Below are 24,657 nucleotides of genomic sequence, written 5' to 3'. Positions count from 1 at the left end.
ACGCTGTGACTTTCACTACAACGCAATAGTCTATGTGTAGGCTACCGCTATGAGGCATGAACGCTTCATTCGGTTCGGGAAGATTTGCCCTACCCTGCCGCATGGGATTATTGAGGAGCTCGCATGACCAAACAAAACGCCTTTACTCGGGAAGACCTGCTGCGCTGCAGTCGCGGTGAGCTGTTCGGCCCAGGTAACGCGCAACTGCCCGCCCCGAACATGCTGATGGTGGATCGCATCACCCATATCAGCGAAGAGGGTGGCAAGTACGGCAAAGGTGAATTGGTCGCCGAGCTGGATATCACCCCTGACCTGTGGTTCTTCGCCTGCCACTTCGAAGGAGACCCGGTGATGCCGGGCTGCTTGGGCCTCGATGCCATGTGGCAACTGGTCGGCTTCTACCTGGGCTGGCAAGGCCTGCCGGGTCGCGGTCGCGCCCTGGGTTCGGGCGAAGTGAAGTTCTTTGGCCAGGTCCTGCCGACCGCCAAGAAAGTCACCTACAACATTCAAATCAAGCGCGTCCTCAAGGGCAAGCTGAACCTGGCCATTGCCGACGGTTCGGTGACTGTCGACGGTCGCGAGATCTATACTGCCGAAGGCCTTCGGGTCGGCGTATTCACTTCCACTGACAACTTTTAAGGGTTATCCGCATGCGCCGCGTCGTTATCACTGGTCTGGGCATCGTTTCTTGCCTGGGCAATGACAAAGAGACCGTCACCGCTAACCTGCGTGCAAGTCGCCCTGGCATCCGCTTCAACCCGGAATATGCCGAAATGGGTCTGCGTAGCCAGGTTTCCGGCTCCATTGACCTGCCCCTCGAAGAACTGATCGATCGCAAGATCTATCGCTTCGTCGGCCACGCTGCCGCCTACGCCTACCTGGCCATGAAAGACGCAATCGCCGACTCCGGCCTGAGCGAAGACCAGGTGTCGAACGTACGTACCGGCCTGATCGCCGGCTCCGGCGGCGCATCCACCCTGAACCAGATGGAAGCGCTGGACATCCTGCGCGAAAAAGGCGTGAAACGCGTTGGCCCGTACCGTGTCACGCGGACCATGGGCAGCACCGTTTCGGCTTGCCTGGCCACGCCGTTCCAGATCAAGGGTGTCAACTACTCGATCTCCTCGGCCTGCGCCACCAGCGCCCACTGCATCGGCACTGCCGTTGAGCAGATTCAACTGGGCAAGCAGGACATCGTATTCGCCGGCGGCGGTGAAGAAGAACATTGGAGCCAATCGTTCCTGTTCGACGCCATGGGCGCGCTGTCCACCCAGTACAACGAAACCCCGGAAAAGGCTTCCCGCGCCTACGACGCCAAGCGTGACGGTTTCGTCATCGCCGGCGGTGGCGGCATGGTCGTGGTCGAGGAACTGGAACACGCCCTGGCCCGTGGCGCGAAGATCTACGCGGAAATCGTCGGCTACGGTGCGACGTCCGACGGCTACGACATGGTTGCGCCAAGCGGTGAAGGCGCCATCCGTTGCATGCAGATGGCGATGTCCACCGTGGACACCCCGATCGACTACCTGAACACCCACGGCACTTCGACTCCGGTTGGCGACGCCAAGGAAATGGAAGGCGTGCGTGCGGTATTCGGGGACAAGGCGCCGAAAATCAGCTCCACCAAGAGCCTGTCAGGTCACTCCCTGGGCGCCGCTGGCGTTCACGAAGCGATCTACTGCCTGCTGATGATGGAAGGCAACTTCATGGCCGGTTCGGCCAACATCGACGAGATCGACCCGGTCGTCGCCGATATGCCGATCCTGACCAAGACCGTTGAAGATGTAAAAATCGACACCGTGATGAGCAACAGCTTCGGCTTTGGTGGCACCAACGCCACCCTGGTGCTGAAACGCTGGCAGGGCAAGTAAGGCCTGTAGCTTGATCCAATGAAAAGCCCCGACTGGTTCGGGGCTTTTTTATGGGCCACTGAATGAGACCGGGTCACCTGCATCGGGGGCAAGCCCCCTCCCACATTTTGGTCGCGGGGCGTCAGTTAGTGAGGCTTCGGCTCCTGAGCCGTCACAGGTTCAAGAGCGTGCCAAAATTGTGTAGATACCCATGCCCCGATAGGGCCACCTCAGCCCCAGCCCTACACAAAAACCGCGCCACCGCTGTACGTTAACGGCGCCTTACGTCATTACACAAAACCAAAACCCGCTATCAATGCGCTCCCTCATCGCGAGGCGACTTGGGCAGGATGGCCAAAAAGTTATCCCGCGCGACCTTGTGGGCAACGTCTTCAGGCAATGCATCAAGGAAGGGATCAAAGCGGCGCATTTCCTTACCCAGCTTGTTGAAGCGTCCTACCACATCAGAGCCCAACATGAAGCGATCCGGGAAACGCTCTACCAGCTTGACCCACTCCGGCCGGGGCTTTCCGGCATCATCCAGCAAATACGGGGTGAGCATGCTCCACGATAGGTCGATATACAGGTTGGGGTAGGTTTCCAGCAGGCGATTCAAGGTGGGCAGCAAGAACTCCATTTGCACCTGATGGCGATGGATTTCCTTGCTGGTGCCGGCGTGGGCCCAGATAAAGCGCGTGTGCGGATGGTTGCGCAGCGGCTGCTCGATTTCGGCCAGGTACAACGGGTTGCGCTCGCGCTTGGAGGTAATGTTGGAGTGCACCATCACCGGCAGGTCGTTCTCCGCCGCCAAGTGATAAATGCGCGTCATGGCTTCGTTGTTGGCGCGTGGTGTGTCACCCGAGGTCAGCGCGGTGAGGTCGTCGTGGCGGGTAAACACCTCGCCAATGCCCTGCCACAGCCCTGGGTTGAGGTCGAGCATGCGCTGGATGTGGGCAGCGGAGTTCTTGTCGTTAGGATTGAAACCGGCCAGGAACGGATGAAAGTGCTGGCGCTGTTCAGGGCTCAGCTTATTGACCGCGGCGGCGACGATCACATCGGTGGCGCTGTACCAATAGGCATCGGCATCGTCGCCTGCGTAATAGCGCGGGCGCTTGGGTTCGTCCTCATGCCATTTCTTGGCCACGGGAATGCCGGAAATCATCACATGTTCGATGCGATTCTCCGCCATGGCCTTGAGCAACTTGTCCATGCCTGCGGTTTCCTGGAAAAAGTCCACGTAATGCAGGTGCCCATCACTGTAGGCATACTCGCGAGCCTGCGCCGCAAGGCTGCTGGCGGCGAGCATCAGGGCAAAACTCACACGGGTCCAGAGCACGGTGATACCTCGATAGGGGCTGATACGGGTAGACCTTGCGCCATGCATTGGGGTTCAGCACGGACAAAAACCTGGAACGCCCCAGCGTCGGCATGTTCTATTACTGCATGACCGTCATCCACAGCCTTGTGAGGTTCGCCATGCCTGTTACCGTCAATACGTTGAACGCTGAGAATTTCCGTCACAGCGTCGCTATCAACAATCACGAGCTGTTTACCGACCTGCCCAAGAGCCTGGGAGGTGACGATTCAGCGCCCTCTCCCCATGATTACTTCGATGCTGCGCTGGCATCGTGCAAGGCCTTGACCGTCAGGCTCTATGCGCAAAAGAAAGACATTCCGCTCACCGGCGTGACGGTAGAAGTTACCCACGACGCCGCCGAAGAGCAAAAAGGTAAGTACAGGCTCAACGTCAAGCTGACCCTCAAGGGCGTACTCACCGACGCTCAGCGCGATGAGTTGCACCGTGTCGCCGACAAGTGCCCGGTGCACAAACTGATGACCACCGCCGAAGTCAGCATCGAGACCACACTTTCGGAAGGCGCCTTCAGCCAATAACGCCAACTCTGTCCGAGCGGGTTATGCTCAGCGTCATCCAACCCGCTCAGACAGGGATGCCCCCCATGACCACGCTCACCGTGATCCGCCCTCGCCCCGAAGATGTCGAGGGCCAGCCTATCCTGCGCCCACTGCCCTCGCGTGAATGCCGCAGCGTCGGGCCTTTCGTGTTTTTCGACCATATGCTGCCGACCCGTTACGCGCCGGGCAGTGGGATGAATATCCGCCAGCATCCCCATATCGGGCTGTCGACCCTCACCTATCTGTTCGAAGGCACCTTGCAGCACAAGGACAGCCTGGGCTCGGACCAGGTGGTGCAGGCCGGCGAGGTCAGCTGGATGACTGCTGGCAGTGCGATTGCCCACGTCGAGCGCACGCCCGAGGCGGTCAAGGCCAGTGGTTTTACGCTGCATGGGCTGCAAGTGTGGCTGGCATCGCCCAAGCACCACGAAACCGGTCCCGGCCACTACAGCTATCATCCGGCGGCAAGTTTGCCGGTCAGCGATAACCTGGGCGTGCAGGTGCGCCTGATCGCCGGCAGCGGGTTCTGTCTCAAGTCGCCCGTACCGGTGCTGTCGCCCACGCTGTATGCCGAGGTGCGGATGCAGACGGCCACTACCCTGCTGATCCCGGATGAGCACGAGGAGCGCGCGGTGTATGTACTGGAGGGTGAAGCGCAGTTGGACGGTGAGGTTCTGGAGGTACGCAGCCTGGTGGTCTTGCCGACTGGGCAGGAGATGACCCTGTCTGCCGAGAGTGACTGCCACCTGGTGATACTTGGCGGCGCGCCGCTGGATGGGCCACGGCGGATCAACTGGAACTTTGTGGCGAGCGACCCGGCGGTGATCGAACAGGCGCGGCAGCGCTGGGCGGCTGGGGATTGGCCGACGGTGCCGGGGGAGTCTGAAAGGATTGAGTTGCCTGTTAGATAGCTATCGGGGGCAAGCCCCCCTCCCACACTTGGACTGCGAATACATTCAAAATGTGGGAGGGGCGGTGCGACGATTCGACTTGCCCCCGATGAGGCCCTGACAGGCCCTGAAAATCAGCCCTTGAACACCTCATCCAGCAAGTTATGCATCGACCGGAACGCCCGCGCTGCGGTCTTGGCGTCATACATCATCTTGCCGGGCACATTGGCTTCGGGGTCGGTAAAGGAATGCACCGCGCCACCGTAGCTGAGCAATTGCCAATCCACACCCGCTGCGTTCATTTCATCTTCGAACGCCGGCAGTTGTTCTTTCGGTACCAGCGGGTCCGAGGCGCCGTGCAGCACCAGTACTGAACCCTTGATGTTCTTCGCATCTGCGGGGTTCGGTGTGTCGAGGGTGCCATGGAACGATACCGCTGCTTTCAACGGCGCACCGGTACGGGCCAGCTCCAGGGAGCAGCAGCCACCGAAGCAGAAGCCGAAGGTCGCAAGTTTCGACGTATCCACAGCCGCTTCAGTCTGGCTTTGCAGGTGTTCGAAGGCGGCTTGCATACGCTTGTTCAGCAAGGCACGGTCGTTCTTCAGCGGCATCATCGCCGCACCCGCCTCATCACCGTTCGAAGGACGCACGGTTTGCCCATAGAGGTCGGCGATCAATACCACATAGCCTTGGTCGGCCACGGTCTTGGCGATCTCTTCGGCCCCTGCGCTCACGCCCATCCAGTTCGGTGCCATTAACAGCCCCGGCAACGGGCCTTTGTGGCTGGCATCGAACGCCAAGCGGCTTTCATAAGTCTGGCCATCAATCTGATAGACCACGGAACGTAGTGTGACTTGGCTCATGATTCACTCCAGTTGAGGTGCGCTAAAACGAAAAAACCCGCCGAAGCGGGTTTTTCTACAACGGTGTTAAACCGACAGTTCAACCAACAGCTTGTTCAGTCGACGCACATAAGCGGCCGGGTCTTTCAGGCTGTCGCCAGCGGCCAGGGCCGCCTGATCAAAGAGGATGTGCGACAGGTCGCCAAAACGCTCTTCGCTCTGCTCACCGTCGAGCTTCTCGATCAGCGGGTGCGCCGGGTTGAATTCGAAGATCGGCTTGGAATCCGGAACCTTCTGACCGCTGGCTTCGAGGATCTGACGCATCTGCATGCCCAGGTCCTGCTCGCCGATGGCCAAGATCGCCGGCGAATCGGTCAGACGATGGGAAACCCGCACTTCGCTGACGGCTTCACCCAGGGACGCCTTGATCCGCTCAACCAGGCCTTCTTTGGACTTGGCGACTTCTTCAGCGGCTTTCTTGTCTTCCTCGGAATCCAGGTTGCCCAGGTCCAGGTCGCCACGCGCTACGTCCACAAACGACTTGCCGTCGAATTCGGTGAGGTAGCTCATCAGCCACTCATCGATACGGTCGGTCAGCAGCAGCACTTCGATGCCTTTCTTGCGGAAGACTTCCAGGTGCGGGCTGTTTTTAACCTGAGCGTAGGTTTCACCGGTGAGGTAGTAGATCTTGTCCTGACCTTCCTTGGCGCGTGCCAGGTAGTCGGCCAGCGACACAACCTGTTCACCGTCTTCACCTTGAGTCGAGGCAAAACGCAGCAGACCGGCGATTTTTTCCTTGTTGGCGAAATCTTCTGCCGGACCTTCTTTCATGACCTGGCCGAAGTTTTTCCAGAAGCCCTTGTATTTCTCGGGCTCGTTCTTCGCCAGTTTTTCCAGCATGTCGAGTACGCGCTTGGTCAACGCCGACTTCATGGAGTCGATGATCGGGTCTTTTTGCAGGATCTCACGCGACACGTTCAGCGACAGGTCGTTGGAGTCGACCACACCCTTGATGAAGCGCAGGTACAGCGGCAGGAACGATTCCGCCTGGTCCATCACGAACACACGCTGGACGTAAAGCTTCAGGCCCTTCGGCGCTTCGCGCTGGTACAGGTCGAACGGCGCACGGGCCGGCACGTAGAGCAGCGAACTGTATTCCAGCTTGCCTTCGACCTTGTTGTGGCTCCAGCTCAGCGGGTTCTCGTAATCGTGGCCGATGTGCTTGTAGAACTCCTGGTATTCCTCGTCCTTGATCTCGGTACGCGGACGGGTCCACAGGGCGCTGGCGCGGTTGACGGTTTCCCATTCGACGGCCGGTGTTTCTTCGCCTTCGGCAGCCGTCTGTTCTTTCGGCAACTCGACCGGCAGGGCGATGTGGTCGGAGTATTTCTTGATGATGTTGCGCAGGCGCCAGCCATCGGCGAATTCGTCTTCGCCATCTTTCAGGTGCAGCACGATGCGGGTGCCACGGTCAGGCTTGTCGAGGGTGGCGATTTCAAACTCGCCCTCACCTTTGGAAGCCCAGTGCACACCTTCGCTGGCGTCAAGACCGGCGCGGCGGCTGAACACATCTACCTTGTCGGCAACGATGAAAGCCGAATAGAAACCCACGCCGAATTGACCGATCAGGTGAGAATCTTTTTTCTGGTCGCCCGACAGGTTCTTCATGAAGTCTGCGGTGCCGGATTTAGCGATGGTCCCCAGGTGGGTGATCGCATCGTCACGGCTCATGCCGATACCGTTGTCTTCGAGGGTGACGGTTTTGGCGTCTTTGTCGTAGCTCACACGGATTTTCAGTTCGGCGCCACCTTCCAGCAACTCTGGCTTGGACAGGGCTTCGAAACGTAATTTGTCGACAGCGTCAGAGGCGTTCGAGATCAATTCGCGAAGGAAAATTTCCTTGTTGGAATACAGCGAATGGATCATGAGGTGCAGCAGCTGCTTCACCTCGGTCTGGAAGCCCAGGGTTTCCTTTTGAGTTTCCACACTCATGGTCATCAAACTCCAATTGGATGGCAATGGCCGCGCCCGAAAGGGTTGGCGGCGGGTTGTCATCAAAGTTGGGGGCTCCAACCTGGATTTCAAGGGCGCGGCGGTTCCTCGATCTTGAAATGTGCGCGAGCGGTGGCAATTGGTTCCGCTGACGTGGTTTGCCAGGCGGTGATCGCCACGTTGGCGACACGCCGGCCCTGGCGCCACACCTGACAGGTGGCGTAGGTGTCGCGAAATTGGCCGGCGCGCAGGTAATCCAGGGAGAAGTCGATGATTTTCGGCAGGCCCGGGGCGCCGGTAAATACGAGCAAGTGCAACGCCGCTGACAGTTCCATGAAGCCTGCGATCACCCCGCCATGCAGCGCCGGCAATATAGGGTTACCAATGTTGTCCTTGTTGGCAGGCAGGCGAAACAGCAATTCGTCCCCTGAGCGCGTGCATTCGACGCCGATCAGCTTTGCGTAGGGAACCAGATCGAGCAGTGCCCCGTAATCGCCGTGCTCCAGTGCTTGCTCCAGGCGGGTCTTGAATCGATGACTCACGCTGGCATCCCCTTGAGGTGCTTGCCCATGCGCATGAAGGTACCTACTACATGGGCAATGGGCTGCTGCGGATCGTCCTGATAGGCCACGCCGCGGGTGAAGATCACATCGGTGGTTACCCGGTAGCATTGGGCGAAGCCATACACCGGTTTATGCGGTTCGGCGGGATGCATATAGTCGATGCGCAAATCCAGGGTCGGGCATACCTCGAATTCGGGTAGCACGCACAGGGTGGCCATGCCGCAGGCGGTGTCCATCAACGAAGTCAGCGCGCCACCGTGGATGACGCCGCTGCGGGGATCACCGACGATATGCGCGCCGTAGGGCAACACCAGCGTCATGCCCTCCTCCGTCGCAGCGTGGACCGTAATCCCCAGCACCTGGCAATGGCGAAGCGCCGAAGCAAAGCGAGTGGCGCGGTCTAACAAGGGGGTTTCGGTCATTGTTTTTAAATTCTTATTAGTGTGGGTGGGCCGGATAGGTAATAATTTGGAAAGTTCCTGGCGAAAAGCTTTATATATCTGTGGAACAAAAGGAACTAATGCTGGCCCCTTGAGTTCGAAAGGCCAGTAGATATCTTCAATAAGGAGAAACACCATGCGCAACACATTAGCTATTTCCATGATGCTGGCCGCTACCCTCGGCCTGGCTGCCTGCGACAAGAAATCCGAAGACAAAGCCCAAGACGCCGCTGCACATTCTGAGCAAGCTCAGCAAGACATGGCGAAAGCACAGGATAAAGTGAACGACGCTGCGAAAGAAAACGCCGATGCTGCCAAAGCTCAGGCCGAATCGAACGCTGCCGCCGCAAAAGAAGCTGCACCTGCCGCACCTGCAGAGCCTGCCAAGCAGTAATTGCACGGTGTAAAGCTGTAGTGCTGCAAAAGATAGCCCGCTTATACAGCGGGCTTTTCTTTGCCTGCTGTTTTATCCGGCGTTCAAGACACGTTGTCTTTTGCCGGATCCGGGACGTGCATCTCCGTCGGGGTATACACCATCACCTGTAAAACGTCGGAATGGAACTCACGACGGTAAAGCACTAGTACCACCCCGCTGCTCATCAACATGAACAACCACGGGCTGACAAACCAGGCCAGCATGGTCATGCCGAAGTAATAAGCGCGCAGGCCAAAGTTGAACTGGTTGGCCGCCATCGAAATCACCCGCGCCGCCCGCAAGGCAAATGCATTGCGCTCCTGCTCCGACACATGCCGCTCACCGATCATCGGCGCCGAGCCCACCAGCACTGCGGCAAAGTTGTACTGACGCATGCACCAGCTGAAGGTGAAGAAGGCGTAGACGAACACCAGCGCCAGGCACAGCAACTTGATCTCCGACATACCCTGGGACGCCTGCTGCACCATGGGGATATCCGCCAGCAGCGATACCGCCCGCTCGGAGGCGCCCAGCACGGTGAGGATGCCGGCGAGGATGATCAAGGTGCTGGAGGCGAAGAACGAGGCGTTCCGCTCCAGGTTACCGATCACGCTGGCGTCGGCGATGCGGTTATCGCGCAGCAACATGCGGCGCATCCAGTCTTCGCGATACAGATGCAACACGCTGGCCAGGCAGGCCGTGTCGCGGGCCTTCCAGGTGGCGTAACGGGTATAACCGCCCCAACACAGGATGAACCATAGGGCAGCAAGCAGGTGGACTTGATTGGTTTCGACAAACGACATGTGGGCCCTTGTTCACAGTTTCCATTTGAGAAATGAGTCACCTGTTCGACGCTAGCTCAAGCAAAAAGACACTGCATGACGCCCATAAAAAATGCCCCGTATCGATTGATACGGGGCATTTCAGCAATGCGTTGAAACCGGTACTACGCGATGGCTTCGCTGCGTTTGCCCAGCATGCGATCCACCACCACCGCCACCACCAGGGTCATCACCGATGGCACCAACCACGCCAGGCCCTGCTCGCTCAGCGGCAGGTGCATCAGTTGAGACGGCATCCAATCCGCCAGGCCCGCGCCCTTGAGCGCATCGATGCAGCCAAAGATAAACGACACCAGCATGACCGGGCCAACGATACGGCCCTGCTCCTGCCAGAAATCCTTACAGAAGCTCAGGGCCACTAACACGATGCACGGCGGGTAGATCGCGGTGAGCACCGGGATGGAGAACGCGATCAGCTTGGTCAGGCCCAGGTTGGACACGAACAGCGAGAACAGCGCGAGGATCACCACCAGGGTCTTGTAGGACAGCGGCAGCACACGGCTGAAGTACTCGGCGCAGGCACAGGTCAGGCCCACGGCGGTGACCAGGCACGCCAGGGAAATCAGCACCGCCAGGAAACCGCTGCCCAGTGAGCCGAAGGTATGTTGCACATAGGCGTGCAGCACCGCAGCGCCGTTACTGGCACCTGCGGCCACGGCATGGCTGCCCGAACCCAGGCGGAACAGGCTGATGTACACCAGCGCCAGGCCCACGCCGGCAATCAGCCCGGCAATGATCGCGTAACGCGTGATCAGCTTGGGCGATTCCACGCCACGGGAGCGAATCGCGTTGACGATGACAATGCCAAATACCAGCGCACCCAGGGTATCCATGGTCAGGTAGCCATTGATAAAGCCCTGGGAGAATGGCGCGGCGACGTATTCCGGCGTGGCGACACCGACTTCACCGGCCGGTAAGGCAAACGCGGCGATGCCGAGAATGGCCAAGGCGATGATCTTCAACGGCGCGAGGAAACGCCCCACGGTGTCCAGCAGGCGCCCTGGGTACAGCGACACGAAAAACACCACCAGGAAATACACCGAGCTGTACAGGAACAGCGCCAGCGGGCTTTCGCCGGTCAACGGCGCCAGGCCCACTTCGAACGAAACGGTGGCGGTACGCGGCGTGGCGAACAGCGGCCCGACCGCCAGGTACGCCGCCGCCGCGAGCAGGCCGCCGGCGATCTTGCCGATCGGGCTGCTCAGCGCATCCATACCGCCGCCGACCTTGGCCAGTGCGATCACGGTGACGACCGGCAGGCCAACTGCGGTAATCAGGAACCCCAAGGCGGCCATCCAGACGTGTGGCCCGGACTGCAAGCCCACGATAGGCGGGAAGATGATGTTGCCGGCACCCACGAACAGGGCAAAGGTCATAAAGCCCAACGCCAGGATATCCTGGCTTTTCAACACTTTCATTTGAGGAAATACCACACTACTGAATCGGAATTTAGAGAGGGCTTCCCTATGGATGAGGGAAAGGCTGCCGGTCCTGATCGGGACCGACCGGTCCAGCGCGGGGCTTCCTTTTGGGAGGCGCACGCATAAAGAGGCGGCTAGGGTACAGAATTAGCCTGACAAACGCACTGTTGCAGGGCGATCTGTCCGATAAGCGACATTTCAATGTCGTGTTTTCATACGTAATTTGGCAATACAGACAAAAAATGTGGGAGGGGGCTTGCTCCCGATAGCAGTGTGCCAGTCAATATATCAGTGACTGATTCACCGTCATCGGGAGCAAGCCCCCTCCCACATGGGACCGAGACATTTCAATAAATGGGCGGCCCAAATGCACAAAGGCCACCCGAAGGTGGCCTTTGCTGGTAAAGCGTCAGCTAAGCGCGAGGCTTACTTGACAGCCCAACCGGTCAGCTCGGACAAAGCCTTGCCGATGTCTGCCAGCGAACGCACGGTTTTCACGCCTGCGTCTTCCAGGGCAGCAAACTTCTCGTCTGCAGTGCCCTTGCCGCCAGAGATGATTGCGCCAGCATGGCCCATGCGCTTGCCCGCAGGGGCAGTCACACCAGCGATGTAGGAAACAACCGGCTTGGTCACGTGTGCCTTGATGTAGGCAGCGGCTTCTTCTTCAGCCGAACCGCCGATCTCACCGATCATGACGATCGCTTCGGTCTTCGGGTCTTCCTGGAACAGCTTCAGGATGTCGATGAAGTTGGAGCCTGGGATCGGGTCACCGCCGATGCCGACGCAAGTCGACTGACCGAAACCGGCGTCAGTGGTCTGCTTCACAGCTTCGTAGGTCAGGGTGCCGGAACGGGAAACGATACCGACTTTGCCTGGCAGGTGAATGTGACCTGGCATGATGCCGATCTTGCATTCGCCTGGAGTGATCACGCCTGGGCAGTTAGGGCCGATCAGGACAACGCCCAGTTCGTCGCACTTAACTTTAGCGTCCAGCATGTCCAGGGTAGGAATGCCTTCGGTGATGCATACGATCAGCTTGATGCCGCCGAACGCCGCTTCCAGGATGGAATCCTTGCAGAAAGGTGCTGGAACGTAGATCACGCTGGCGGTAGCGCCAGTGGTTTCTACAGCTTCTTTCACGGTGTTGAACACTGGCAGGCCCAGGTGCTCGGTGCCGCCTTTGCCCGGAGTTACGCCGCCAACCATCTTGGTGCCGTATTCGATGGCTTGCTGGGTGTGGAAACTACCTTGCGAACCGGTAATACCCTGGCAGATAACTTTGGTGTCTTTATTGATCAGGACGCTCATTATTTGCCCTCCGCAGCTTTGACAACTTGTTGAGCAGCGTCGGTCAGGCTGGTAGCCGCGATGATGTTCAAACCGCTTTCTGCCAGTACTTTAGCGCCCAGTTCAGCGTTGTTACCTTCAAGGCGAACAACAACCGGGATTTTAACGCCAACTTCTTTCACTGCACCGATGATGCCTTCGGCAATCATGTCGCAACGAACGATGCCGCCGAAGATGTTGACCAGTACTGCAGCGACGTTGGAGTCGGACAGGATGATCTTGAACGCTTCGGTAACGCGTTCCTTGGTAGCGCCACCACCTACGTCGAGGAAGTTGGCTGGTTTGCCGCCATGCAGGTTGACGATGTCCATGGTACCCATGGCCAGGCCAGCACCGTTGACCATGCAGCCGATGTTACCTTCCAGGGCTACGTAGTTCAGTTCGAACTTGGCAGCGTGCGCTTCGCGCGGATCGTCCTGGGACGGATCGTGGAAAGTCTTCAGCTTAGGCTGACGGTACATGGCGTTGGCGTCGATGTTGATCTTGGCGTCGAGGCAATGCAGATCGCCGTCAGCCTTGATCACCAGCGGGTTCACTTCCAGCAGGGCCAGATCGTGATCCTGGAACAGTTTGGCCAGACCGACGAAGATCTTGGCGAACTGGGCAACTTGCTTGCCTTCCAGGCCCAGCTGGAAAGCCAGCTCGCGACCCTGGAATGGCTGAGCGCCAACCAGTGGATCGATAGTGGCTTTCAGAATTTTTTCTGGGGTTTCGTGAGCGATCTTCTCGATGTCCACGCCACCTTCGGTGGAAGCCATGAACACGATGCGACGGCTCGAACGGTCAACGACAGCGCCCAGGTACAGCTCTTTAGCGATATCAGTGCACGATTCAACCAGGATCTTGGTGACTGGCTGGCCATTGGCATCAGTCTGGTAAGTCACCAGACGCTTGCCCAGCCACTGCTGTGCGAAGGCCTTGGCGTCTTCTTTGCTGCGAACCAGCTTAACGCCGCCCGCTTTACCGCGACCACCGGCGTGGACCTGGGCTTTGACAACCCACTCGCTGCCGCCGATTTTGTCGCAAGCTTCTGCTGCTGCTTCCGGGGTGTCTACTGCGTAGCCCTTGGAAACTGGCAGGCCGTATTCAGCGAACAGCTGCTTACCCTGATACTCGTGAAGATTCATGCTTTTTACCGTCTTCGTTAGGTACTGCGCATTCGGCGCTGCGCTCATTATGAGTGCCGCGCCACCTGTGACTGCTGCTTGCGCAACTTGCAGGGCTTATGGCCCGTAAAGCTGCGCAAGGCTGCGTCCAGCGGATATTCCGCGGTGAGTCTTGCGCGCAAGGCTCACGACGGGCAACTCCGCCGTGGTTTCTTATTATCTCGCTTAGCGCTTCTTGCGGTTGGCGATGTGGATGGCGCCGCCATTCACAGCCAACGCTGCTTCGTGCAACGCTTCGGACAGGGTCGGATGGGAGAAGACCATCATGCCCAGGTCTTCGGCACTGGTGCCGAATTCCATGCCGATCGCGCCTTGCTGAACCAGTTCTGCAGCGCTTGGGCCAATCACGTGGACGCCCAATACGCGGTCAGTCTTGGCATCAGCGATGACTTTGACAAAACCACCGGTGTCGTTGGCTGCCATGGCACGGCCAGAAGCGGCAAACGGGAAGGTGCCGACGTTAACTTCAACGCCTTCAGCTTTCAACTGCTGTTCGTTCTTGCCGACCCATGCAATTTCCGGGTGGGTGTAGATAACCGATGGGATCAGGTCGTAGTTCATCTGGGTCTTGTGACCCTTGATGCGCTCGACAACCATGATGCCTTCTTCGGAAGCCTTGTGGGCCAGCATCATGCCACGAACCACGTCGCCGATCGCGTAAACGCCCGGTACGGTGGTTGCGCAGTGATCGTCAACGTGGATGAAACCACGCTCATCGATGCTCACGCCGCTGTCGGAAGCCAGCAGGTCGGTGGTCACTGGACGGCGACCAACGGCTACGATCAGCTTGTCGAAGGTGATGGTCTGCTCGCCTTCCTTGTCGGTGTAGGTCACGACCACTTCTTCGCCGTTGACTTTAGAACCGGTAACACGGGCGCCCAGCTTGATGTCCAGACCTTGCTTGGTCAGGGTCTTGTAGGCTTCCTTGGACACGGCGGTGTCGGCAGCCAGCAGGAACGTGTCCAGGGCTTCGAGCACGGTCACTTCGGAACCCAGGCGCGACCATACCGAACCCAGCTCCAGGCCGATCACGCCGGCGCCGATCACGCCCAGCCGCTTAGGTACGGCCTGGAATTCCAGGGCGCCGGTCGAATCAACGATCACGTTCTGATCAACTGGAGCCGGTGGAATGTCGATTGGACGCGAACCCGGTGCCAGGATCACGTTCTCGGCTTCGATGACTTCAACCGAGCCGTCCGGCTTGGTGATTTCAACTTTCTTGCCGGCCAGCAGTTTGCCGTGACCTTGCAGGGAAGTAACGCCGTTGGCCTTGAACAAGGTGGCAACGCCGGAAGTCAGGCCTTTGACGATGTTGGCTTTACGGCCGACCATCGCTGGCACGTCCATGGTCACGCCAGCATGGTTGATACCGTGAATCGCGAAGCCATCCTGGGCTTCGTGGAATTTCCAGGAGCTGTCCAGCAGCGCCTTGGACGGAATGCAACCCACGTTCAGGCAGGTACCGCCCAGCGCCAGTTTGCCTTCCTTATCGGTGTACTTTTCGATGCAAGCAGTCGAGAGGCCCAGTTGCGCGGCCTTGATGGCGGCAACATAGCCGCCAGGGCCTGCACCAATCACTACAACGTCAAATTTCTGTGTCATAAAAAGGTTCCCTTTTTAGCTGCAAGCTACAAGCCGCACGCCGCAAGTTGAAAGCACCGCTCGCCGCTTTGGGCTTGGCGCTTGCAGCTTGCGACCTGCAGCTGCTTTTTAGATATCCAGAAGCAGGCGAGCCGGGTCTTCCAGCAGGTTCTTGATGGTCACCAGGAACGTCACGGCTTCCTTACCATCGATCAGGCGGTGATCGTAAGACAGCGCCAGGTACATCATTGGACGGATCACGACCTGGCCGTTGATGGCCATCGGACGCTGGATGATGTTGTGCATGCCCAGGATCGCAGCTTGCGGTGGGTTGACGATCGGCGTCGACATCATCGAACCGAAGGTACCACCGTTGGTGATGGTGAAGGTACCGCCGGTCATCTCGTCGATGGTCAGCTTGCCGTCACGGGCTTTCTTGCCGAAGCCGGCGATGCCGCCTTCGATTTCGGCCAGGCTCATCAGCTCGGCGTTACGCAGAACCGGAACCACCAGGCCACGGTCGCTGGACACGGCAACGCCGATGTCTGCATAGCCATGGTAAACGATGTCGGCGCCGTCGATGGAAGCGTTGACTGCCGGGAAGCGCTTCAGCGCTTCGGTGGCCGCTTTCACGAAGAACGACATGAAGCCCAGGCGCACGCCGTTGTGGGACTTCTCGAACAGATCCTTGTACTTCGAACGCAGGGCCATGACTTCGGTCATGTCGACTTCGTTGAACGTGGTCAGCATCGCCATGTTCGACTGAGCTTCAACCAGGCGCTTGGCCACGGTGGCACGTACACGGGTCATCGGTACGCGCTTCTCGGTACGGTCGCCGGCGGCGAATACAGGCGCGGCGGCAGCTGGAGCAGCGGTCTTGGCAGGTGCGGCAGCCGGAGCGTTTTTCTTGGCTTCAATAGCAGCAACCACGTCTTCCTTGGTAACACGGCCGTCTTTGCCGGTGCCTTTGATGGAAGCCAGGTTGATACCGTTCTCTTCAGCCAGTTGACGCGCAGCCGGTGCAGCGATTGGGTCTTCGCCACCTGCAGCCGGAGCGGCGGCCGGGGCAGCAGAGGCAGCGGCAGCCGGTGCGGCAGCAGCAGGCGCGGCAGCAGCGCTGCCCTCTTCGATCGAGCCCAGTACCTGGTTCGACAGAACGGTAGCGCCTTCTTCTGCAACGATCGCGCCCAGCACGCCGTCGGCTTCGGCCAGCACTTCCAGCACAACCTTGTCGGTCTCGATGTCGACGATCAGGTCGTCACGCTTGACGGCCTCGCCTGGTTTCTTGTGCCAGGTGGCAACGGTGCCATCGGCAACCGATTCCGGGAATGACGGGGCTTTGATTTCGATAGCCATTATCTGTAGGTCCTTAAAATTCGGTTTCAGTCAGCGCGAAGGCGTTAAACAGTGAAAGCATCTTGCAGCAGTTTTTCCTGCTGCTCGGCGTGCATCGACGCGTAGCCACAAGCAGGTGCAGCAGATGCATCACGACCGGCGTACTCCAGGCCCAAAGCCTTGTTGTGGTTGCCGATGCTGCGACGCAGGTGATGCTGGCTGCTGTACCAGGCGCCCTGGTTCATCGGTTCTTCCTGACACCACACGACATTCGTGAGGTTGGTGTAAGGCGCGATGATCTCCATGAGGTCATCTTCCGGGAACGGGTAAAGCTGCTCGATACGCACGATGGCGATGTCTTCGCGGCCTTCGGCACGGCGTTTTTCCAGCAGATCGTAGTAGACCTTGCCGCTGCACAGGATCAGGCGAGTGACCTTGGCGGCGTCCAGCGTATCGATTTCTGGAATAACGGTCTGGAACGAACCTTCGGCCAGGTCTTCCAGGGTCGAAACGGCCAATTTGTGACGCAACAGCGATTTGGGAGTCAACACGACCAGCGGCTTGCGCAGCGGGCGGATCACCTGGCGACGCAGCAAGTGGTAGATCTGCGCCGGGGTCGTCGGTACGCACACCTGGATGTTGTGCTCGGCGCACAACTGCAGGTAACGCTCCAGACGGGCCGAGGAGTGCTCCGGACCCTGGCCTTCATAACCATGGGGCAACAGCATGGTCAGACCGCACAGCCGGCCCCACTTGTGCTCGCCGCTGGTGATGAACTGGTCGATAACCACCTGGGCACCGTTGGCGAAGTCGCCGAACTGGGCTTCCCAGATCACCAGCGCCTGCGGCGTGGTGGTGGAGTAGCCGTATTCGAACGCCAGTACGGCTTCTTCGGACAGGAAGGAATCGTACAGGTCGAAACGTGGCTGGCCTTCGTACAGGTTCTGCAACGGGATGTAGGTGCCCGCGTCTTTCTGGTTGTGCAACACGGCATGACGGTGCGAGAACGTACCGCGGCCGATGTCCTGGCCGGTCATGCGGATCGGGTGACCTTCGAACGCCAGGGTCGCGTACGCCATGGTTTCGGCGTAACCCCAGTTGATCGGCAGGCCGCCGGCTTGCATCTTCTGACGGTCTTCGTAGATCTTCGCAACCTGGCGCTGAACCACGAAGCCTTCAGGGATTTCCAGCAACTTGGCAGACAACTCCTGCAAGGTCTTCAAGTCGAAGCTGGTGTCATGGCGCGCGGTCCAGGTGTGACCCAGGTACGGACGCCAGTCGACGAACAGCTCTTTGTTCGGCTCCTTGACCAGGCTCTTCACTACATGCAGGCCGTTATCCAGCGCGTTGCGGTATTCATCGATTTTCGCCTGAACACGCGCATCATCCAGCACGCCGGCCTTGGTCAGACTTTCGGCGTACAGCTCACGGGTGGTGCGCTGCTTGGTGATCTGCTGGTACATCAACGGCTGGGTGCCGCTTGGTTCGTCCGCTTCGTTGTGACCGCGACGGCGGTAGCAAACCAGGTCGATCACCACGTCACGCTTGAATTGCATGCGGTAGTCGACAGCCAGTTGGGTCACGAACAGTACAGCTTCCGGGTCATCGCCATTCACATGGAGAATCGGCGCCTGGATCATCTTGGCAACGTCGGTGGCGTACTCGGTGGAGCGCGCATCCAGCGGGTTGCTGATGGTGAAGCCAACCTGGTTGTTGATGACGATGTGAACCGTACCGCCGGTCTTGAAGCCGCGGGTCTGCGACATCTGGAACGTTTCCAGGACCACGCCTTGGCCGGCGAATGCCGCGTCACCGTGGATGGAAATCGGCAGCACCTTTTCACCGGTGGTGTCGTTACGACGATCCTGGCGAGCGCGCACCGAACCCTCGACCACTGGAGATACGATTTCCAGGTGGGAGGGGTTGAAGGCCATGGCCAGGTGAACTTCACCGCCGGTGGTCATGACGTTGGACGAGAAGCCCTGGTGGTATTTAACGTCACCGGAACCCAGTTCGACCTTCTTCTTGCCTTCGAACTCGTCGAACAGCTCGCGCGGGTTCTTGCCGAAGGTGTTGACCAACACGTTCAGGCGACCACGGTGGGCCATGCCGATCACGACTTCCTTGGTGCCGTAGGAACCGGAACGCTGGATCAGCTCGTCGAGCATCGGAATCAGGCTTTCGCCGCCTTCCAGGCCGAAACGCTTGGTGCCCGGGTATTTGGTACCCAGGTATTTTTCGAGACCTTCAGCGGCAGTCACGCGCTCGAGCAGGTGGCTGCGCACATCGGCGGACAATACCGGACGGCCACGCACGCCTTCCAGGCGGTGCTGGAACCACTGGCGTTGCTCGGAATCGGTGATGTGCGTGAACTCAGCGCCGATGGTGCGGCAATATGTCTGCTGCAACGCTTCGTGAATTTCGCGTAGGCTCGCTTCCTCTTTGCCGATGAACAGGTCGCCGGCACGGAAGGTCGTATCAAGATCGGCATTGGTCAAGCCGTAATGATTGATCGACAGGTCAGCAGGTGCAGGACGCTGCCAGAGCCCCAGCGGGTCAAGCTGGGCCGCCTGGTGGCCACGCATCCGGTAAGCCTGGATCAGTCGCAGTACTTCAACTTGCTTCTTCTCGTGCTCACTGCTCACGCTGCCGGCGGAAACCGGTTGGGCGCGGCGCTGGTTCTTTGCCAGCAGCACGAAATGATCGCGAATCGCAGCATGCGATACATCGGTGGCAGCGTTGCCGTCTGAAGACAACGTCTGAAATTTGGTGCGCCATTCTTCTGGCACAGCGTTAGGGTCGTGCAGGTAGAGCTCATAAAGCTCTTCCACATAGGCAGCGTTACCACCTGAAAGATAGCCGCTGTTCCACATGCGCTGCATCACGCTTTCTTGCATGCTTGGTCACCCTCGATTTGGGGACACCACCGGCGAAAACACCGAGTTTGCTTGCAAAAGGCCAAGTGCAGCGACCAAAACAAGCCACTTAGGATCACGCTGATAGTTCGGGTACCAACCCGAATGCCCCTGCTTGTCTCATTTCTTCAAAATAAGAGCCGCGGCTTTGTAAGTCGCTGCTCAAGTTAAAACTACGGCGCCGGTTGAAGCCTGCGCCGCAGCATTTACGGGCACAACGGTCCTGCTTTTACGTCAGTTACACGCCGCTTTGCAGCAGCATGTTACGGATGTGACCAATGGCCTTAGTCGGGTTCAGGCCTTTGGGACATACGTTGACGCAGTTCATGATCCCGCGGCAGCGGAATACGCTGAACGGGTCATCCAGTGAAGCCAGACGCTCGGACGTCTTGGTGTCACGGCTGTCTGCCAGGAAGCGGTAGGCTTGCAGCAGCGCAGCCGGGCCCAGGAACTTGTCCGGGTTCCACCAGAAGGATGGGCAGGACGTCGAGCAGCAAGCGCACAGGATGCACTCGTACAGGCCGTCGAGTTTTTCACGCTCTTCCGGGGACTGCAGACGCTCGATGGCCGGAGCCGGCGTGTCGTTCTGCAGGAATGGCTTAACTTTCTCGTATTGCTTGTAGAAGATGCTCATATCGACAACCAGGTCACGGATAACCGGCAAACCTGGCAGTGGACGAACGATCAGCTTGTTGCCCTTGACCACGGCGGACAGCGGCGTGATGCACGCCAGGCCGTTTTTGCCGTTGATGTTCATGCCGTCGGAACCGCACACACCTTCACGGCAAGAGCGACGATAGGAGAAACCTTCGTCCTGCTCTTTGATCAGTGCCAGTACATCCAGCACCATCAGGTCTTTACCACCGGTATCGACCTGGAACTCCTGCATGAACGGCGCGGCGTCCTGATCAGGGTTGTAGCGGTAAACACTGACTTTCAACATGGCAGCCACCCTTAGTAAGTCCGAATCTTCGGTTCAAACGTCGGCACCGTCTTCGGCGAGAAGTTCACGGCACGCTTGGTTACGCGCTTGTCACCCGGGAAGTACAGGGTGTGGCACAACCAGTTCTCGTCGTCGCGGTCTTCAAAGTCTTCACGAGCGTGGGCGCCACGGGATTCCTTACGAACCTCGGCGGCGATCGCAGTCGCTTCTGCCACTTCCAGCAGGTTCTGCAGCTCAAGGGCTTCGATACGCGCGGTGTTGAACGCCTGGCTCTTATCGTTGATCTTGACGTTGGCGATGCGCGTGCGCAGGTCAGCCAGCTGGGCGATGCCCTTCTGCATGTATTCGCCGGTACGGAACACACCAAAGTAGTTCTGCATGCAGCTTTGCAGCTCGCGACGCAGGGTTGCCACGTCTTCGCCGTCAGTGCGCTCGTTCAGAGCGTTCAGGCGCGCCAGGGCGGTTTCGATGTTGGCGTCGGTGGCGTCATCGTATTCGATGCCGTCGGTCAGGGCTTTTTCCAGGTGCAGGCCGGCAGCGCGGCCGAATACCACCAGGTCGAGCAGCGAGTTGCCGCCCAGGCGGTTGGCACCGTGAACCGATACGCAGGCCACTTCGCCTACCGCGAACAGACCATGGATGATCTCGTCCACACCATCGGCGTTCTGGGTGATTGCCTGGCCATGAATGTTGGTCGGCACGCCGCCCATCATATAGTGGCAAGTCGGAACCACTGGCACCGGCGCAACCACCGGGTCAACGTGAGCAAAGGTCTTGGACAGCTCGCAGATACCTGGCAGACGGCTGTGCAGCACTTCTTCGCCCAGGTGATCGAGCTTGAGCAGTACGTGGTCGCCATTCGGGCCACAGCCGTTGCCGGCGATGATTTCCTTGACCATCGAACGGGCCACGACGTCACGACCAGCAAGGTCTTTCGCGTTCGGCGCATAACGCTCCATGAAACGCTCGCCGTGCTTGTTGATCAGGTAGCCACCTTCACCACGGCAACCTTCGGTCACCAGTACGCCGGCGCCGGCGATGCCGGTCGGGTGGAACTGCCACATTTCGATGTCTTGCACCGGTACGCCTGCACGCAGCGCCATGCCGACGCCGTCACCGGTGTTGATCAGGGCATTGGTGGTCGACGCGTAGATACGGCCTGCACCGCCAGTCGCCAGCACGGTAGCCTTGGCGCGGATGTAGGTGGTTTCACCGGTTTCGATGCAGATGGCGATCACGCCGACGAACTCGCCCTTGCCGTTCTTCACCAGATCGACAGCGTAGTACTCGTTCAGGAACGTGGTACCGGCTTTCAGGTTGCCCTGATAAAGAGTGTGCAGCAGCGCGTGACCGGTACGGTCGGACGCGGCGCAGGTACGGGCAGCCTGACCACCTTTACCGTAATCCTTGGACTGGCCGCCGAACGGACGCTGGTAGATACGGCCTTGCTCGGTACGGGAGAACGGCAGACCCATGTGGTCCAGCTCGAACACCGCAGCCGGGCCTTCCTGACACATGTACTCGATAGCGTCCTGGTCACCGATGTAGTCGGAACCCTTGACGGTATCGTACATGTGCCAGCGCCAGTCATCGTTCGGGTCGGCAGAAGCGATGGCGCAGGTAATGCCACCCTGGGCCGATACGGTGTGCGAACGCGTCGGGAACACCTTGGTGATCACGGCGGTCTTGTGCCCACCCTGGGCCAGCTGCAGCGCAGCGCGCATGCCGGCACCGCCGCCACCAATAATGATGGCGTCGAATGAAATAGTAGGAATGTTAGCCATGAATCAGATACCCCAAAGAATCTGCACACCCCAGACGAAGTAAGCGAACATCGCGATGCCGCATACTGCCTGGAAGAGGAAACGGACTGCGGTCGCGGACTTGCCCAGCGCCATTGGCGTCAGGTAGTCGGTCGCGATGGTCCACATGCCGACCCAGGCGTGAGCGCCCAGGGCCACAAGGGCCAGCAGACTGAAGATTCGCATCGCATTGTGGGCGAACAGGCCGTGCCATTGCTCATAGCCGATGCCCGGGTTTGCGACGAGGTATCCGATCAGGAAAATGAAATAAGCCGCGAGAACGACCGCAGACACACGCTGTGCCATCCAGTCATAGAGGCCCGAACGCGACAGATTCGTTACGCTGGTTACCATATCCAAACTCCTGCCAGAACGATCAGCACCACGGAAATGGCGATGATGATTTTCGAGCCCAGGCGGCCGCCTTCCAGCGTCTCACCGATACCCGCATCCATGATCAAGTGGCGCACACCGGCTACCAGGTGATACAGCAGAGCGGACAGCAGGCCCCACGCTACGAACTTGGCCAGTGGGCTGGTCAAGGTTGCCTTCACCTCGGCGTAACCTTCCGCGGAACCCAGGGATTTGCTCAATGCGTAAAGCATGATGCCCAGGCCCAGGAACAGGATGATGCCGGAAACACGGTGCAGGAACGACGTAACGCCGGTGATGGGGAGTTTGATGGTCCTTAGGTCTAGGTTTACAGGTCGTTGGCTATTCACGGCTTTTTTTCACACTGAAGAGCCCCTAACAATCAGGGCAAAGTTGTTGGGGAGTGCGACTGGTCAGGTAAGCACCACCCAGGGAGTGCGACCCCCAATGAAAGCAAGCCCAAAAGCCCTTGGCGGTCGGTGGCCGAGTATAGACAGTTAGGTTACTAATGACAACGCGCACACCTCACCCTAATAGCTGATTGCGCTGACGCGATAAAAGGCGTAAATGGCAGGCAATTTCGACGAAAAAGTACGGTTAAAGCCTTCTGGAGCAAGACTTTAGGCAAATTGACATCTGAATTTATCTCACTATAGTGGTGCGGGCCCTGCGTGGGGGGTCTGTCTGATGATTTGAAGCATAAATAGGAGGCCACATGGCTGACAAAAAAGCGCAGTTGATCATCGAGGGCGCAGCCCCCGTCGAGCTGCCCATTTTAACCGGCACCGTTGGTCCCGATGTTATCGACGTACGGGGCCTGACGGCCACGGGCCGTTTCACTTTCGACCCAGGCTTCATGTCGACCGCTTCTTGCGAGTCGAAGATCACCTATATCGACGGCGACAATGGCATCCTGCTGCACCGCGGCTACCCGATCGAACAACTGGCTGAACAGTCGGACTACCTGGAAACCTGCTACCTGCTGCTAAATGGCGAACTGCCAACAGCCGAGCAAAAGGCCCAGTTCGTCAGCACCGTGAAGAACCACACCATGGTTCACGAGCAGTTGAAGACCTTCTTCAACGGCTTCCGTCGCGACGCCCACCCGATGGCCGTCATGTGCGGCGTGGTCGGCGCCCTGTCGGCCTTCTATCACGACTCCCTGGACATCAATAACGCCGAGCATCGCGAAATTTCCGCGATCCGCCTGGTCGCCAAGATGCCAACCCTGGCCGCGATGGTTTACAAGTACTCCATGGGCCAGCCCATGATGTACCCGCGCAACGACCTGACGTACGCGGAAAACTTCCTGCACATGATGTTCAACACCCCGTGCGAGATCAAACCGATCAGCCCGGTGCTTGCCAAGGCAATGGACCGGATCTTCATCCTCCACGCCGACCACGAGCAGAACGCCTCCACCTCTACCGTGCGCCTGGCAGGTTCGTCGGGTGCCAACCCGTTCGCCTGTATCGCCGCCGGTATCGCCGCACTCTGGGGCCCTGCCCACGGCGGTGCGAACGAAGCCGTCTTGACCATGCTCGATGAAATCGGCGATGTGTCCAACATCGACACCTTCATCGCCAAGGCCAAGGACAAGAACGATCCGTTCAAGTTGATGGGCTTCGGTCACCGGGTCTACAAGAACCGCGACCCGCGCGCCACCGTAATGAAGCAGACCTGCGACGAAGTGTTGAAGGAACTGGGCATCAAGAACGACCCGCAACTCGAACTGGCCATGCGCCTGGAAGAGATCGCCCTGACCGACCCATACTTCATCGAACGCTCGCTGTACCCGAACGTCGACTTCTACTCGGGGATCATCCTCAAGGCGATCGGCATTCCAACCAGCATGTTCACCGTGATCTTCGCCCTGGCGCGGACCGTGGGCTGGATCTCCCACTGGAAGGAAATGCTCTCGAGCCCGTACAAGATTGGCCGCCCGCGCCAGCTGTACACCGGCTACGAGTCGCGTGACATTACCAAGCTGGAAGATCGCAAGTAAGCATTTAGCTGCATGCTGTACT

Annotated in this window: 22 protein-coding genes; 6 read left to right on the top strand and 16 right to left on the bottom strand. The window is 58.9% G+C overall.

Annotated features, from left to right (window positions below; translation table 11 throughout):
- Nucleotides 1-123: 123 nt before the first annotated feature.
- Together fabA and fabB are read left to right on the top strand one after the other, a co-directional pair.
- A complete protein-coding gene (fabA, locus tag C4J88_RS08635) occupies nucleotides 124-639 on the top strand; it encodes a 3-hydroxyacyl-[acyl-carrier-protein] dehydratase FabA (RefSeq protein ID WP_003210552.1) in 516 nt (171 codons plus the stop codon).
- A gap of 11 nt (nucleotides 640-650) precedes the next feature.
- Nucleotides 651-1,871, top strand: a complete 1,221-nt coding sequence (fabB, locus tag C4J88_RS08630; RefSeq protein ID WP_124366438.1) for a beta-ketoacyl-ACP synthase I — start codon at nucleotides 651-653, stop codon at nucleotides 1,869-1,871.
- A 292-nt stretch (nucleotides 1,872-2,163) separates the two neighbouring features.
- Here the strand turns inward: fabB and C4J88_RS08625 are convergent, their stop codons facing one another.
- On the bottom strand, nucleotides 2,164-3,156 hold the full coding sequence (locus C4J88_RS08625) for an amidohydrolase family protein (protein ID WP_372238012.1): 993 nt from the start codon (nucleotides 3,154-3,156) through the stop codon (nucleotides 2,164-2,166).
- Nucleotides 3,157-3,326: 170 nt separating this feature from the next.
- Here C4J88_RS08625 and C4J88_RS08620 point away from each other — a divergent pair, with 170 nt between their 5' ends.
- Together C4J88_RS08620 and C4J88_RS08615 are read left to right on the top strand one after the other, a co-directional pair.
- The gene (locus tag C4J88_RS08620; protein WP_124361989.1) at nucleotides 3,327-3,743 is read left to right on the top strand and encodes an OsmC family protein; all 417 of its coding nucleotides are present in this window, start codon (nucleotides 3,327-3,329) and stop codon (nucleotides 3,741-3,743) included.
- 65 nt (nucleotides 3,744-3,808) lie between these two features.
- Nucleotides 3,809-4,675 carry a pirin family protein gene (locus C4J88_RS08615; RefSeq protein ID WP_124406726.1) on the top strand — a complete coding sequence of 289 codons (867 nt, stop codon included), beginning with the start codon at nucleotides 3,809-3,811 and terminating at the stop codon, nucleotides 4,673-4,675.
- 113 nt (nucleotides 4,676-4,788) lie between these two features.
- Here C4J88_RS08615 and C4J88_RS08610 read toward each other — a convergent pair whose 3' ends face one another.
- The 4 genes from C4J88_RS08610 to C4J88_RS08595 form a co-directional block, all read right to left on the bottom strand.
- Nucleotides 4,789-5,517, bottom strand: coding sequence for a dienelactone hydrolase family protein (locus C4J88_RS08610; protein ID WP_124406725.1), 729 nt, complete (start codon nucleotides 5,515-5,517; stop codon nucleotides 4,789-4,791).
- Nucleotides 5,518-5,583: 66 nt separating this feature from the next.
- Nucleotides 5,584-7,488: a molecular chaperone HtpG gene (gene htpG / locus C4J88_RS08605; RefSeq protein WP_124406724.1), complete on the bottom strand. Its 1,905-nt coding sequence runs from the start codon at nucleotides 7,486-7,488 to the stop codon at nucleotides 5,584-5,586.
- Nucleotides 7,489-7,577: 89 nt separating this feature from the next.
- Nucleotides 7,578-8,030, bottom strand: a complete 453-nt coding sequence (locus C4J88_RS08600; RefSeq protein WP_124406723.1) for a PaaI family thioesterase — start codon at nucleotides 8,028-8,030, stop codon at nucleotides 7,578-7,580.
- On the bottom strand, nucleotides 8,027-8,473 hold the full coding sequence (locus C4J88_RS08595) for a PaaI family thioesterase (protein ID WP_124366432.1): 447 nt from the start codon (nucleotides 8,471-8,473) through the stop codon (nucleotides 8,027-8,029). The genes C4J88_RS08600 and C4J88_RS08595 overlap by 4 nt, the downstream gene beginning before the upstream one ends.
- A gap of 154 nt (nucleotides 8,474-8,627) precedes the next feature.
- Here C4J88_RS08595 and C4J88_RS08590 point away from each other — a divergent pair, with 154 nt between their 5' ends.
- Nucleotides 8,628-8,885, top strand: a complete 258-nt coding sequence (locus tag C4J88_RS08590) for a hypothetical protein (RefSeq protein WP_124370173.1) — start codon at nucleotides 8,628-8,630, stop codon at nucleotides 8,883-8,885.
- A gap of 83 nt (nucleotides 8,886-8,968) precedes the next feature.
- Here the strand turns inward: C4J88_RS08590 and C4J88_RS08585 are convergent, their stop codons facing one another.
- The 11 genes from C4J88_RS08585 to sdhC form a co-directional block, all read right to left on the bottom strand.
- The gene (locus C4J88_RS08585) at nucleotides 8,969-9,709 is read right to left on the bottom strand and encodes a DUF599 domain-containing protein (protein WP_124403559.1); all 741 of its coding nucleotides are present in this window, start codon (nucleotides 9,707-9,709) and stop codon (nucleotides 8,969-8,971) included.
- Between the two features lie 143 nt (nucleotides 9,710-9,852).
- Entirely contained in the window at nucleotides 9,853-11,166 is a 1,314-nt protein-coding gene (brnQ, locus tag C4J88_RS08580) for a branched-chain amino acid transport system II carrier protein (RefSeq protein ID WP_124406722.1), read from the bottom strand.
- Nucleotides 11,167-11,595: 429 nt separating this feature from the next.
- Nucleotides 11,596-12,477: a succinate--CoA ligase subunit alpha gene (sucD, locus tag C4J88_RS08575; RefSeq protein WP_048729999.1), complete on the bottom strand. Its 882-nt coding sequence runs from the start codon at nucleotides 12,475-12,477 to the stop codon at nucleotides 11,596-11,598.
- On the bottom strand, nucleotides 12,477-13,643 hold the full coding sequence (gene sucC, locus C4J88_RS08570) for an ADP-forming succinate--CoA ligase subunit beta (protein WP_003190011.1): 1,167 nt from the start codon (nucleotides 13,641-13,643) through the stop codon (nucleotides 12,477-12,479). Before sucC ends, sucD begins: the two co-directional genes overlap by 1 nt.
- Nucleotides 13,644-13,847: 204 nt before the next feature.
- The gene (lpdA, locus tag C4J88_RS08565) at nucleotides 13,848-15,284 is read right to left on the bottom strand and encodes a dihydrolipoyl dehydrogenase (protein ID WP_065949127.1); all 1,437 of its coding nucleotides are present in this window, start codon (nucleotides 15,282-15,284) and stop codon (nucleotides 13,848-13,850) included.
- A 108-nt stretch (nucleotides 15,285-15,392) separates the two neighbouring features.
- Nucleotides 15,393-16,619, bottom strand: coding sequence for a 2-oxoglutarate dehydrogenase complex dihydrolipoyllysine-residue succinyltransferase (gene odhB / locus C4J88_RS08560; protein WP_124406721.1), 1,227 nt, complete (start codon nucleotides 16,617-16,619; stop codon nucleotides 15,393-15,395).
- Nucleotides 16,620-16,663: 44 nt separating this feature from the next.
- Nucleotides 16,664-19,495 (bottom strand): 2-oxoglutarate dehydrogenase E1 component, encoded by a 2,832-nt coding sequence (locus C4J88_RS08555; protein WP_124361978.1) that lies wholly within the window; start codon nucleotides 19,493-19,495, stop codon nucleotides 16,664-16,666.
- 256 nt (nucleotides 19,496-19,751) lie between these two features.
- Nucleotides 19,752-20,456, bottom strand: a complete 705-nt coding sequence (locus C4J88_RS08550; protein ID WP_003172807.1) for a succinate dehydrogenase iron-sulfur subunit — start codon at nucleotides 20,454-20,456, stop codon at nucleotides 19,752-19,754.
- 11 nt (nucleotides 20,457-20,467) lie between these two features.
- Nucleotides 20,468-22,240 (bottom strand): succinate dehydrogenase flavoprotein subunit, encoded by a 1,773-nt coding sequence (gene sdhA, locus C4J88_RS08545; RefSeq protein ID WP_124370170.1) that lies wholly within the window; start codon nucleotides 22,238-22,240, stop codon nucleotides 20,468-20,470.
- A gap of 3 nt (nucleotides 22,241-22,243) precedes the next feature.
- Nucleotides 22,244-22,612, bottom strand: coding sequence for a succinate dehydrogenase, hydrophobic membrane anchor protein (gene sdhD, locus C4J88_RS08540; protein WP_003233245.1), 369 nt, complete (start codon nucleotides 22,610-22,612; stop codon nucleotides 22,244-22,246).
- Complete coding sequence (gene sdhC / locus C4J88_RS08535) at nucleotides 22,606-22,980, bottom strand: succinate dehydrogenase, cytochrome b556 subunit (RefSeq protein WP_124361976.1); 375 nt, start codon at nucleotides 22,978-22,980, stop codon at nucleotides 22,606-22,608. Before sdhC ends, sdhD begins: the two co-directional genes overlap by 7 nt.
- Before the next feature lie 365 nt (nucleotides 22,981-23,345).
- On the opposite strand from sdhC, the gene gltA reads away from it, so the two are divergent.
- Nucleotides 23,346-24,635, top strand: coding sequence for a citrate synthase (gltA, locus tag C4J88_RS08530; RefSeq protein WP_124361975.1), 1,290 nt, complete (start codon nucleotides 23,346-23,348; stop codon nucleotides 24,633-24,635).
- The last annotated feature ends 22 nt before the right edge of the window (nucleotides 24,636-24,657 follow it).

Source organism: Pseudomonas sp. R4-39-08 (genome assembly GCF_003852275.1).
Classification (GTDB): Bacteria; Pseudomonadota; Gammaproteobacteria; order Pseudomonadales; family Pseudomonadaceae; genus Aquipseudomonas.
This window is presented reverse-complemented; position numbering and strand designations above follow the sequence as displayed.